Consider the following 13,506-nt stretch of genomic DNA (forward strand, 5'->3'; position numbering starts at 1 on the left):
CTAATCTGAGCAGGGTAAGCCGGCCCCTAAGCCGAGGCCGAAAGGCGTAGGCGATGGGAACTAGGTTAATATTCCTAGGCCAGGAGGATGTGACGGATCACAAGTGTAGTTCAATCTTATCGGATTGATTGGGCTGCTGAGTGGTTCCTGGAAATAGCCCTCCATCAGACCGTACCCTAAACCGACACAGGTGGACTGGTAGAGCATACCAAGGCGCTTGAGAGAACGATGTTGAAGGAACTCGGCAAAATACCTCCGTAAGTTCGCGAGAAGGAGGCCCGGTTCCTAGGCAACTAGGGGCTGGGGGCACAAACCAGGGGGTGGCGACTGTTTATTAAAAACACAGGGCTCTGCGAAGTCGCAAGACGACGTATAGGGTCTGACGCCTGCCCGGTGCCTGAAGGTTAAAAGGAGAGGTGAGAGCCTTGAATTGAAGCCCAGGTAAACGGCGGCCGTAACTATAACGGTCCTAAGGTAGCGAAATTCCTTGTCGGGTAAGTTCCGACCTGCACGAATGGCGTAACGACTTCCCGCTGTCTCCAACATCGACTCAGCGAAATTGAATTGCCTGTCAAGATGCAGGCTTCCCGCGGTTAGACGGAAAGACCCCGTGCACCTTTACTACAGCTTCGCACTGGCATCAGGATTGTGATGTGCAGGATAGGTGGTAGGCTTTGAAGCGGAAACGCAAGTATCCGTGGAGCCTCCCTTGAGATACCACCCTTCGCACTCTTGATGTCTAACCGCGGTCCGTTATCCGGATCCGGGACCCTGCGTGGCGGGTAGTTTGACTGGGGCGGTCGCCTCCTAAAGCGTAACGGAGGCGCGCGAAGGTTGGCTCAGAGCGGTCGGAAATCGCTCGTTGAGTGCAATGGCAGAAGCCAGCCTGACTGCGAGACTGACAAGTCGAGCAGAGTCGAAAGACGGCCATAGTGATCCGGTGGTCCCGAGTGGAAGGGCCATCGCTCAACGGATAAAAGGTACGCCGGGGATAACAGGCTGATACTGCCCAAGAGTCCATATCGACGGCAGTGTTTGGCACCTCGATGTCGGCTCATCTCATCCTGGGGCTGGAGCAGGTCCCAAGGGTACGGCTGTTCGCCGTTTAAAGAGGTACGTGAGCTGGGTTTAGAACGTCGTGAGACAGTTCGGTCCCTATCTGCCGTGGGTGTAGGAGACTTGAGAGGAGTTGCCCCTAGTACGAGAGGACCGGGGTGAACGATCCACTGGTGGACCAGTTGTCGTGCCAACGGCAGTGCTGGGTAGCTATGATCGGACAGGATAACCGCTGAAGGCATCTAAGCGGGAAGCCCCCCTCAAAACAAGGTCTCCCTGAGGGCCGTGGAAGACCACCACGTCAATAGGCCGGAGATGTAAGCGCAGTAATGCGTTCAGTTGACCGGTACTAATCGCCCGATAGGCTTGATTTGATCCAGTAACAGAAAGACAAATCAAACCAAAAGCATACACCGACCTTGACAATGGATGACGTCGTAGCGCCAAGCCGCGATGTTGGTTGATTATATAACCGTGCAGGAACGCGCCTTTTGTAAACAAAAGACGCTTCCCCCTGCGCGTCGCGCTTTGCCAAAGGCAAAGACGTGACGTGGGCTTTTCCTCGGTTTGGTGGTCATAGCGCAAGTGAAACACCCGGTCCCATCCCGAACCCGGAAGTTAAGCACTGCCGCGCCAATGGTACTTGGGCTTAAGCCCCGGGAGAGTAGGTCACCGCCAAACCTAGTAAAAGCCCACAGTCTCTCTAATACGATCAGAAGAACACTACACGGCCTCAAGTAGCGTAAGCGGTAGGCCAACAAATGGTCTCAAGTAGCCGAATAGGCGGTAGACCAACGCAAAGTGTCGCGGGATGGAGCAGCCCGGTAGCTCGTCAGGCTCATAACCTGAAGGTCGTAGGTTCAAATCCTACTCCCGCAACCAGCGTCAGAAAATCCAAACAGCCCGATCAGACTACAAACAGTCAAGCGAACTGTTTTTGTAGCAAAAATACCTCGTCAGGCTCAGGCAGTGGGCAGGGTTGTTACAAGCTGGGTTGACCAAATTGTTGGGCAAGCCGCCGTCTTATGTGGGAAAGTATGAATTGGTGGAAAGCCGGTTGGAGATCGTGGAAACGAAGGCGTTGAAAGCCGACGCCTCGATTGTCATCCGCGCAGTTTCCGATTTGGCTCCAGACCATCTACGGTGACGTGCCGCAGAGGAAAGAAGGAGTTTCTACAAAGGTCGTGCAGTTATGGTGCATTTCGGGTCGTCATGATCAACGCTCTCGAAGCGTGATATAGTCCTAAGAGGAGCGTGGGGCAATGCGTTGCAATAATTACCATTCGAATCCAAAAGCGGACTCGCGACCTATGGGTGCCGTCAAGCCGGTGCGCAAAAGCCACTGGTTTTGCGGGTTGGCAGCGTGGTGGCCTGGGACAGTATAGGCAACTACATAGGTATTGCTAGGAAGAAGTGGCAGGTAGCTGAGAACCGCTCGGACCGCTTGGGGCAGGGGAACCTGGTACGATTCAGGTTGATAGAGCCAGACCAATGTGAGTTTCTTCCGCCCATTTCAGAAAATCGAGTTTTCTGTTATTATCATCAGGTCTAATCTGCACGAACTATTTTCACAATAAAATCAAGACCTTTCAAAAGCTGTTTTCACAACTTTGAGAATTGTCAGAAGTTTCTAATTTCTGACTGTCTCCGAAGTTCGGAGGGGAGAGATGGACCAACTCAAAGCCTGGCTAGAAAGTCATTCGCTAGACAAACACTATGATGTGTTCGCCAAAAACTCTGTCGACCTAGAAATAATAGCAGATCTGGAAGAGGTTGACTTTACAGAGTTGGGTCTAAACGTGGGTGATCGAAAACGCATAATGCGTGCTTTGAAAACTCTCAAAGGGGCCTCCAAGAGTTCTCTGACGTCAGTCAAGACCAACACACTTATTCAGAGTGCTACCGGCCAACTTAGCAATACCCAATCTGGCAACATAGTAGACACAACGGAGAAGCTGCATCTGACAATGATGTTTGTGGACCTAGTAGAGTCGACCGCACTTTCCAGCGAGCTTGATCTGGAAGACTATCGCGATGTGATACATCAGTATCAAAGGGTCGCACTCGAGGCGATTGGTCACCATCACGGGCACGTAGCTCAGTTCATCGGAGATGCGGTCACTGCCTATTTCGGATATCCCACTGCCGCCGAGGATGATGCAGAACGAGCTGTGAAAGCTGGTTTGGATATTTGCGGTGGACTGAGCAAGCACCTTTCCGCAGTGGGCCGCACCATTCGAGCTAGGATTGGGATAGCTACCGGTGATCTTGTTGTTGAAGAGCAATCGATGCGCGAGGGGCTGGCTTACGGCGATACGCCGAACTTGGCAGCCCGGATTGTGGCTGTCGCTCGGCCAGGAACAGTCGCGATAAGTGACCGAACGAAGAGGTTGTTGGGCACGTCCATAGAGTGTGAGTGGCTCGGTGAGTATAAATTAAAAGGCTTTCAGAAACCCCAAGGCGTTTGGTCTGTCAACGAATCTCCCGATACGGGATTGCGGTTTCGTTCGCGTCAAAAACGTGCGATTTCGCCAATGGTCAACCGCGAAGAGGAAATACGCTTGCTCGAAAGCCGATGGAGGTCAGTTTGTGACGGCCAAACACAAACTGTTCTACTCTCTGGTGAAGCCGGTATAGGCAAGTCGAGGCTTGTTGAGGAACTATGGAATAGGATTGGCGACGATGGCGGGCAACGTCTGAACTTTCAGTGTTCTGTTCACCACCAAAGCAACGCGTTATTCCCTCTTGTCTCGCTTGTTAACCAAGCTGCAAAAATTCGACGCTCGGACACGCAAGAACAGCAAGAAAGCAAACTCAGACGCCTATTGAATAGTTGGTTTTCCGGACCGGACTATGAGCGTGCATTCGCATCATTTGCAAATCTTCTATCAATCCGTACGGGTGTTAGTGATCGGGCAATCGACCTTTCGCCAGAGCAACTCAAATCTCTACTGAATCAACTATTGGTAAATCTTGCTGTCCGGCTTTCAGATCAGAGCCCTGTACTACTGCTGTTTGAGGATCTTCATTGGGTAGATCCATCTACTGAAGAACTGATTGATATACTGATTGAGCGCCTTCACCAACATCGGGTCATGATCTTGTGCACGTCGCGGCCCGAATTTAAGCTACGTTGGACTGGGCTAGCACGCGTAACATCCATTACTGTACCGCGACTAGATGACTACTGTGCTCGCCAAATGATGCGCTACGAGCTTTCGGGTGAAACAGCCGCTCCTGAAATAGAAAAGCAAATCATTCAAAAATCCGACGGTGTTCCGCTGTTTCTCGAAGAACTGGCCCATATGGTGCGGCGGCGCTTGAACAACCCTGGCTCGACGTGCAGTGAAGCTGATCCAATCTCGCTGCCTTCGACTTTGAAAGATCTTCTACGCGCTAAGATTGATGGACTGGTGACGGCACGGGAAGTAGTCCCCGTTTGTGCCGCGATCGGGCGAACGATCTATCCGTCCATGGTTCAAGCGGTCACCGGGTTATCCTTCGAGCAAGCCCGCAGTCAACTAGACTATCTCTCTGATGTAGACATTCTCGTGCCGCGAGGAAATCAACCGGATCGAAGCTACTCGTTCCGGCATGCTTTGATACAAGATGCAGCTTACGATCTGATGCTAAAAAGCCGTGCCAAAACTCTACACCGGCAGATAGCAAAGGTGATTGCCGACTCCTATCCTAACCTGGCTCTCCAACAACCAGATTTACTTGCCCAGCACTACACGCATGCAGAAATGCCCGCCCAGGCAAGGGACGCATGGCGAGACGCAGCAATCCATGCAGCGAATCGCTCTGCAACTGAGGAGACAATTCAACATCTTGAAGATGCTTTGCTTCAAAATAGTAAATTGGTTGACCAAAGATCTCGTGCGGCCGAAGAAATAGCACTCCGCAAGATGTTTAATGTCGCGCTAAACACGCGCGCGTTTGGCTCGCATCCGGTTCTTGAGAACATGGCTCGCTTGCATGAGTTGCTTCTCAGTTCGGCAACGGCACCTGAGGATGCATTTCTAGCTATTCACGTTCAATTTGGCGTGCAGTTGATGCTAGGTGACGCTGCGAGCGCGCTTAAGATGTGCGACGATTTTGATCGAATTGCGGAAGACTGCGACGATGTTACTATGAAGGCTGTTGGCAACCACAATCGCGGAATGGCAATGTTTATGTTGGGGAAGTTCTCAGCTGCTATTGCCCGATTTGACAGCGCGCTCGCATTTCGTCGAGAGTGCACGGCCGAGGATGTTCTCAGATTTCACGCTGCTGACATTGGCCCGGTCGATGCGGCGATGCGCTGTTGGGCGCGGTCCTTGAATGGCGATGACCCCTTCGATGTTCGCTCCGGGATCGAGATCGCAGTAGTAGAATTGACCTCCGAGCAGCACGAGTTTTCGCGATGTTATGCCCTCAATATTCTTGCCACGTCTTATCAACCTTTGGGTGACTCTGACGCGTTGCTAGAATTAGTTGAAGAAGCATCCAAGATCAGCAATGAGCACAATTTCAAATACTGGAACGCTTGGAGCGCTATCATTCGATCATGGGGTCGAGCGCGTTCCGGAGAACCTACGCTTGCAATCTCCGGCCTTTTGGAGGGGATCGATGCTTATCTGTCCACGGGCTCGACGCAGATAACGCAATATGCATACACGCTGCTGGCGGACGCATATCTTTGCGGTGGTGACGTCGAAAACGCTCTCGCTGCAATCGAAAAGATGAAGGCGAACCAGAAAGAGGGCGGAGTTGCCTATCATTTGGGTGTTGCCGCACGAATTGAGGCCAACATTCGCGCCGCAATGTAGGGTCAGGACCCTAGCATTGCGGCGGAGAGAATAAGGCGCGGCGAGCATTTGGCATTTTCGGCGAACTATCTAAATTCGTTCATCGAACTCCATGGATGAGTATTGCGCAATGCCAACTCTTGGCAAATCACGTGCAAATTAGGCTTGGATGTGCTAAAAATGTTCACCGTGGATGGTGGCGCAAAGCACCCGGATTGCAGGGAAAATTTCTGCTCGTGCGCTACGATTAGATGCAAATTGTTGATTATTGGTGCCTTTTTCGACGGTTTATTGCTTTGTGGAGGGTTTCATGACCACAAGTTTTTGTTTCGGGATTCAGCGAATAAAGTTTCTGATCGCTCCTGCAATGTTGGCGGTTTCTACTGTTGCTGCGACCCAAGTTCATAGTCAGGATCGGGACGCTCAACGTTTACCTCCAGTTAGTTACAGCTACATTACCGAGACTGGTGGAGAACGACAGAACATTGATCTTGGAATGCTTGCAAAGGCACTTTCCGATCAAAATTTCAGCCTCGAAACTGTAAATGAGCTATCAGCGCAATCTGTCGGTGATCTTGAGGTCTTGAGAAACGAACCACCTGATGAGATTCAACGGCTCCTGGATGATGACACATCAGCACCTCTTGCAGAGGCGTTGCTCTTGGGAGGGATGTCGAGTGCCGCGGCGATTGCAATTCTCAACGTTACATCCATCGGTGCGGAAAAATGTGAGGCATTGGGTAAAAAGCTATATGGAACGCCAGTACTCGGGAGCAGTTCCATGCGTGCTGTCCAGAATGCACGTCACGTGGGAACAGGAATAGGTCTTGGGCGCGGTGAGTTCGACATTCGGACAACCAAGTTTGTTATGTGTCGAGATCCAAAGACGAATACTTTCGAGGGGATTCCGATCAACGTTCGTTGGACCTTCAATGTGAATGGCAACAGCCTTGAAACTGAAACTGCAGGAAACTTCTCGGATCCGCCGCCCAACAACGGAAACTACAAACAGCGATTTCTAGCTGAAGGGCTCGGGATTCAACTCGTACTGATGGAAATCGACGGAGTGCCGCTCGCGCCAGACAACCCAGTTTACTTGGTTGTTGAAAACGCCTGTATTGACATTTGGTTTGTGGACGAAGTCAGTGGTCACGATATCTGGGTACCAGCTTCGATGCCTGGCAGCGGTGTGTTTTGCGCGGGTGGTTATTGCAAAGACGTTCCGCCGGGCTTGGATGCAACCCAATAACAAATGGCGTTTTTGTCTCATGGATTTTTACGTGATGTTTAACACAGTCGACGCTGAACCGGGTGCGATGGAATTAAGGGTTACGGCTTCGGCCGTAACCTTTGGGTGGTGCGAAAGAGATTCTTCGCCACCAAGACTGGTCAGTTGCAAGGAATATGGTCAACCAAGTGTTGTGGAAAGCAATCGTGCTAGTCGAAGCCGAAGTATGGTTCTAAATCTCATCTGCTGCAAACCCATTCACTTGACGGTTGACTAGCCCCATTATTGTCAATTTCGTTTCCTAAGTAGATACTTCAACGGTGTTCGACAACGCTGGTTGCGTCCTCCCGCAACCAATCTTTAGTATCAGATAACAAACACTTAGCGTCGCCTTCGGGCGGTGTTCCTATTTACGCAAACCCTCTGGAAGCATTGTCAAATCAACACGAGCGGAAACGGTACGTTTTCGGGCGGGCAACAAGAAACTCTGCACGATACATACCCATAGGGCCGGGATGAGAGCAAAGCAGAAATGGCGTGCCATTTGAATGCTACGGATACATTCGAAAGCTACAACCTCAGAACGGACCCAACAGTAATCTTAACATATTTATGGCGGTTTCTATGCACCCGAGACCCACAGTTTGGTGGTCTAGCAAAATTTTCGATGGTGCGTTTGAACAAACCCAAAAGCCTCAACGCAAATTGGTTTTCTTGATTTCCATAAGTTATATTCGAATGTGATTACCTGAATGCGGGGAGGGGCAGGTGAACAGTTCTATTTCTGATGAGGCAATGGCAAGGCTCCCATTTTGGGTAACACCCCCGGGGGAGACAGACGGTTTTCTGATCGTTGTTGGGTTGGTTCTAGTCATAGTGCTGCTGGGTTTTGGTGCGCTTTACTTCACCGTACAGGCCATTCCAGACCGCATGGCAGCAGGTGCTCACAAAGTGCAAATGCAGTTAGTCGGTGTGCTTGGATTGATCTCCCTCTTCACCCTCAACAACGCTTTCTGGATCGCAGCAATTCTGATCGCCGCCGTGCCCTTGCATGAAATCTTTCCGCTCAAGACCGACGTAGACATCTCGGAGAGCCACGATGCTTGAGTTGGTCTTCTCCGCACTGATTACAATCGTCCCGGACTACCTTTATCGCCGCTACAAGCAGGGCAAGCGGTGGGGCCAGGAAATTACCCTCTTCAATGTCTGGTATGAATTGCGGTGGGGTTTGACCGCCTGTGCAATACTGGCTGTGACGCTGATCACGGTGATCTTCTATTTCCACCCTTCAACGCGGAATGTCTCAGCTGCATTTCGCACAGTTACCATTCTCTCGGATCGCGTGGGGCGGGTCGCGGAAGTCTACGTTGCCAATAATGAGGACGTTATGGCTGGCGAGCCGATTTTCCGATTGGACACCACGCGGCAGGAGGCAGCAGCAGAAACGGCTCAGCGACGTATCGAAGAGATTGAGGCGGCTTTGGGCCTGACCGAAACGGAAGTCGCGAGCGCCAACGCCAGGGTTGAGGCGACAGAAGCTGACCTTACTCAGGCGACGAGCGATTTGGAGCGACGCCTGGAGCTTGCGGAGCGAAACAACACCGTTGTTAGTGAGCAGGAACTGGAACGGTTGCAAACCGCAGTGACCGGCGCAGAAAGTCAGCGCGCAGCCGCTATTGCCTCGTTAGACGGTGCCAAATTGCGCCAAACCACCCTTCTCCCTGCACAGCTTGAAACTGCGCGTGCGGTTTTGAGAGAGGCTGAGAACGAGATATCAAAATCCACCGTTTTTGCCGAGGTGGATGGGACGGTAACACAATTTCTCCTCAAGCCGGGTGATATCGTTAATCCAATACTACGCCCTGCCGGGATTTTGGTGCCTGAGGTTACGGGACAGGGGCGTTTTATCGCAGCTTTTGGTCAGATTTCTGCCAGTGTACTAAAGCCGGGTATGCTGGTGGAAATTACCTGCGCGTCTAAACCGTTGACCATAGTCCCGATGGTTGTCGATGACGTGCAAGGGGCGATTGCCGCGGGGCAGTTCCGACCGGGTGATACGCTGTTGGATCAGCAGGATCGAGCGCGACCCGGTACAGTTACAGCGTTCCTAGCACCTATTTTTCCTCAGCATCTTGATAGCATCCCGCCAGGTAGTGCGTGCGTGGGCGTTGCGTATACGAGCCGAGCAAAGGAGATCGACGCTGGTGAGATCACGGGCCTGTCTGCCTTCATTGCAAGGATTGTGGATGGCATGGGTATAGCAAATGCAATTGTCTTGCGTGCACAGGCCATTCTGCTTCCTGTCAAGACATTGGTATTCAACTAGGCCCCCAACTGGCATTGAGGTAGAGTTTCGCTATGGGTTGCGACGCCAGCTACATTTGCACGTTTCTATCAGTTTTCCTTTGGGACCTGATCTACCTGTCACCGATACTCGTATTCTTGTTGGTTTTGGTGTGCGTGCTGGGGATATCAATTGGTCGGATCGAAGGCTGGTCGACCGGAGCGAGCCTTTACCATGCGTTCATAAACGCAACTACGGTTGGCTACGGAGACATTAGGCCTGAGAAACCCACGAGTCGGGCGTTGGCGGTTATCAACGCATTTATTGGGCTTATCTTTGCAGGGATTGTCGTGGGTATAGGTGTACATGCAGTCGAGACCTCGATGAATATCGAATTTTGATTTGTGTAGGTTTCAAGAACCGCGAATGACCGATTTATCCGCGTAGCAGCCGCCAACGACGACGAGTGCGGCAACCGTAGCGAATTTCAGCTTGGTAGCCACTCAAGACAACCAAAACTTTCCTCGCGCCTTGGCAAGCCGTTCTTCAAGCGGTTTTGTATGTTCTCGCTGACTGGAGGCGCAGAGGTACAAAGCAGCCCATCGAAGGCGGCTAGATCCCCCGAGCTATCGTCTAATAAGACAAAAAGCTAAAAACCACAGACTAATCTCCGGCTGGATAAAAAGTCCTTAGCTGCTACTCTGATCCTATGGTACCGCGCTTTGCACTTGGTTTAAGGAGTTTTTCCGTAGGTTGAGATTAATTCTGATCATATTAGCGACTATCTTCGGGCTTGCTGAACCGCGAGCCGGACACGCGTGTGGGGTTTGTATCGAGCGGCCCGAGGCATCGCTTGCAGATCACATCCTGTCCGCCGATTTCATTGTGTTGGCAGGTCCTGATGCCGAAAACCCGTTCAGATACGGTGTGCACGAGGTTCTGAAAGGACAGTGGGAGAACCTCGACGACGTGCCGGATATTCCCTTCCTCATTGATAGCGTGACGCGGCGCGCCTTTCGCTTGGATCCTACAAGTTCTGTTTTGTTGACCTACGGGCCGGATTATCAAGAAAGCACTGATCGAAGCTTCTCGAAGGCATGGCGGCGTATTTTTCTGGTCAACCCGGAAAGAGCTGAATTTTTCGAGGATTTGAGCTCGGCCGGTGCATTGTGGACCTACGGCGAAACGGACACTCAGGACCGTGTTCAGTTTTTTGCCGAATATCTGTGGCACCCGGACATCGCGCTTCATAACGCGGCCCTGATAGAAATCGGGCGGGCACCCTACAAGCTTGTGCGCCCAATCGGTGACACGTCTACGACAAAGCAGATCCTGAGGGACTTCAACGATTTGAACCGCTTCCCATACAGATCCGTCGCAATTCGCCTGTTGGGTCTGCAAACAGATCCACAGGCGCGCTCGATCGTGAAGGCGCGTTTTGCTGACGTGCTGGCCTCGGGCGACTTACATTCTCATGAGTGGGCACTTGCCGGTATAGAAGCGGAGGAGGAAGCCGCTATCAACGCAATCGGGTTGGCGCTGCAAGATAGGCAAAAGACGTCGGTCGACAGACAGTCGCTTATTCGCGCTTTGGCTGAGGCCGGTGAATCGCAGGCAAGATTCAAGCCTCAGATCATCCAGATTTTCTCGGAAGCTTTAGAAACGGACTCGGACCTGGCCCTGCAGATTGCAATTGCAACGCGGCAATGGGGGAGTTCTCAGTTACACCAGCAGTTTGAGGCTATGCTTGCCCGGGCTGATTCGAACCCCGCCACTCAGTTTGCCCTCAATCTGGCTTTGGGGACCAGAGTGGCATCTGACTAAGCCGCATTTGAACGGTGTTTGTTTTGCATGGGTTTCGAACAACAAGGAACGCTTGAACCGCTTGGTGAAGGGCCGAAGCAAAGCGCGCCATAAAGCAGATCGAATTGGCGGCGATGGACGTTCAAATTACGACTGACGCACGCTTTCAAAAAAATTTCAAAGAAAGCAGAGACCTATGATATAGGTAAATTCTAATATGTTTTTCGCAAGGGTGCCCGAAGGTACCTGACTTCATTTTTTGTAAAGGGAGGTGAATATGTTTCGGCTATCCGTCTGTTTGGTTTCGCTTGTGTTGGCACCAGCAAGCGTACTGTCTGACGCGGTTCCAAGCGAAGAGGCCGCAGAAGGTTTGTTCCAGGACCAACCGTATTCACCTTACGCCAACCGAAGTTTCCCTGAACGTCCACTTTGGGGGGATACGCATCTTCACACGGGGCTATCGCTGGATGCCGGTGCGTTTGGCAACACATTGCTGCCCGATGAGGCCTGGCGCTTTGCCAAGGGAGAGCAAGTCATCTCGTCCACAGGTCAACCGGTCCGGCTGTCAAGACCGTTGGATTGGATGGTCCTGACGGACCATACTGACCTGATGGGCTTTGCCCCGGACCTTCAGGCCGGTAAGCCGGGCGTTCTGTCTGATCCCAAAGGCTTGGAATGGTACGAAGGCTACAAGGCCGGAGGAGAAGAGGCTGGAAAAACGGCCTTTGATATCATCACCAATTTTTCGCAAATGACATTGCCCGAGGTGCTTCTGGAATCCTATAGCCCGGGCGCGGACGCGTTTGCGTTTACGTGGGAACATATTGTTCTCGCCGCCGAGCGACACAATGACCCCGGCGAGTTCACGGCCTTCATCGGGTTCGAGTGGACCTCGGTCCCGAAGGGGTTCAACCTGCACCGCAATGTCATGCTGCGGGATGGCCCCATCCGAGCGCTTCAGATGGTGCCTCCGGTCACGCAACCGCCCTATGGTGATACGGATCCCAAGTCGCTCTATGCATGGTTGGAGGAGTATCAGGAAAAAACCGGTGGCCGGGCTGTGGCCTTTGCCCATAACGGCAACCTGTCGAATGGTTGGATGTTCCCGACAGAAGATACCTATCACGGCGGCAAGGTCGACGAGGACTACGTCGCAGCCCGTGCGAAATGGGAGCCACATTATGAGGTCACGCAAATCAAGGGTGACGGCGAAGCGCACCCCTTCCTCAGCCCCGATGACGAATTTGCAGACTACGAAAACTGGGACGTAGGCAATCTTGATATCACCGAGTTGAAAACCGATGACATGCTAGCCGGAGAATATGCCCGCGAAGCGCTTAAACGCGGTTTGATGCTGGAAGAGAAGTTCGGCGTAAACCCCTACAAGTTCGGAATGGGAGGGGCGACAGACAGTCATACCTCTTTGGCCACCGCGGAGGAGGACAACTTCTTCGGCAAGTCCGTAAGTGTCGAACCTTCGGCCTCAAGGATCAAACATCCGTTCATTGCCAATGACCTTGGCGAAATCCCCGGCGATCTGCTTGTGGCGTCCGGATATACGGCCGTCTGGGCGACCGAAAACACGCGTGCCGCGATTTTTGACGCGTTCAAGCGGCGCGAGACATATGCCACAACCGGCCCCCGGATTGGTCTGAGGTTCTTTGGCGGATGGGATTTCAGTGACGCAGATGTGGAAACCCGCTTCCTTGCTGATGTTGGCTATACCAAGGGTGTCCCAATGGGGTCTGACTTGCGTCCACGCGAAGGGGATGGGGCTCCGTCCTTCCTGATCGCAGCGCTGCGTGACCCGGTTGGTGCCAATCTGGATCGCGTGCAGGTGGTCAAAGGGTGGCTGGATGCCGAAGGCGCCATGCAGGAAAAAGTCTATGATGTAGCGTGGTCGGACGACCGCGTTGCGGACGGCAATGGCAAGATCCCTGCGGTTGGAAATACGGTTGACGTTGATACCGCCAGCTGGACCAACACAATCGGCACGGCTGAACTGGTCACCGTTTGGTCCGATCCAGATTTCGACCCGAATGAGCGTGCCTTCTACTATGTCCGGGCCATCGAAATCCCTACCCCGCGCTGGATCCTGTATGACAAACTTCGGTTTGGGGCCGAATTACCTGAGGACGCGATCCTGACACATCAGGAACGCGCCTATTCCTCACCGATTTGGTATACGCCTTCCGAGTGAGCTGTCTTGAAAACTCAGCCGACCGCCGGAGTCTGGAATATCACTCCGGCGGTTTCCTTGCGCCTCACAGCAGGCAGGGCGTAGATTTATGTGCAAACCGTTTCCAACATTGACGGTCAGAACCTGAGTGCATTTCCAGCAGGAG

7 protein-coding genes, 1 tRNA gene and 2 rRNA genes (1 of these 10 only partly in view) are annotated in these 13,506 nt (G+C 52.4%); all 10 read left to right on the plus strand.

Annotated elements, in window-relative coordinates; genetic code table 11:
- Nucleotides 1-1,430, plus strand: a 23S ribosomal RNA gene (locus ACR3FB_RS17290); it begins 1,399 nt to the left of the window's first position.
- Between the two features lie 192 nt (nucleotides 1,431-1,622).
- Nucleotides 1,623-1,737, plus strand: a 5S ribosomal RNA gene (gene rrf / locus ACR3FB_RS17295).
- Nucleotides 1,738-1,861: 124 nt separating this feature from the next.
- Nucleotides 1,862-1,938: transfer RNA gene (locus ACR3FB_RS17300), tRNA-Met, on the plus strand.
- Nucleotides 1,939-2,723: 785 nt separating this feature from the next.
- Complete coding sequence (locus tag ACR3FB_RS17305; RefSeq protein ID WP_480566315.1) at nucleotides 2,724-5,867, plus strand: adenylate/guanylate cyclase domain-containing protein; 3,144 nt, start codon at nucleotides 2,724-2,726, stop codon at nucleotides 5,865-5,867.
- 289 nt (nucleotides 5,868-6,156) lie between these two features.
- Nucleotides 6,157-7,095, plus strand: a complete 939-nt coding sequence (locus ACR3FB_RS17310) for a hypothetical protein (RefSeq protein WP_480566316.1) — start codon at nucleotides 6,157-6,159, stop codon at nucleotides 7,093-7,095.
- Between the two features lie 747 nt (nucleotides 7,096-7,842).
- Entirely contained in the window at nucleotides 7,843-8,181 is a 339-nt protein-coding gene (locus ACR3FB_RS17315; RefSeq protein WP_425084752.1) for a hypothetical protein, read from the plus strand.
- A complete protein-coding gene (locus ACR3FB_RS17320) occupies nucleotides 8,174-9,400 on the plus strand; it encodes an HlyD family secretion protein (protein WP_480566318.1) in 1,227 nt (408 codons plus the stop codon). The genes ACR3FB_RS17315 and ACR3FB_RS17320 overlap by 8 nt, the downstream gene beginning before the upstream one ends.
- A gap of 32 nt (nucleotides 9,401-9,432) precedes the next feature.
- On the plus strand, nucleotides 9,433-9,759 hold the full coding sequence (locus ACR3FB_RS17325) for an ion channel (RefSeq protein WP_480566320.1): 327 nt from the start codon (nucleotides 9,433-9,435) through the stop codon (nucleotides 9,757-9,759).
- Between the two features lie 352 nt (nucleotides 9,760-10,111).
- On the plus strand, nucleotides 10,112-11,182 hold the full coding sequence (locus ACR3FB_RS17330) for a hypothetical protein (protein WP_480566321.1): 1,071 nt from the start codon (nucleotides 10,112-10,114) through the stop codon (nucleotides 11,180-11,182).
- 256 nt (nucleotides 11,183-11,438) lie between these two features.
- Nucleotides 11,439-13,361: a DUF3604 domain-containing protein gene (locus ACR3FB_RS17335; protein ID WP_170472674.1), complete on the plus strand. Its 1,923-nt coding sequence runs from the start codon at nucleotides 11,439-11,441 to the stop codon at nucleotides 13,359-13,361.
- The last annotated feature ends 145 nt before the right edge of the window (nucleotides 13,362-13,506 follow it).

This window comes from Ruegeria sp. AO1, from assembly GCF_056535985.1.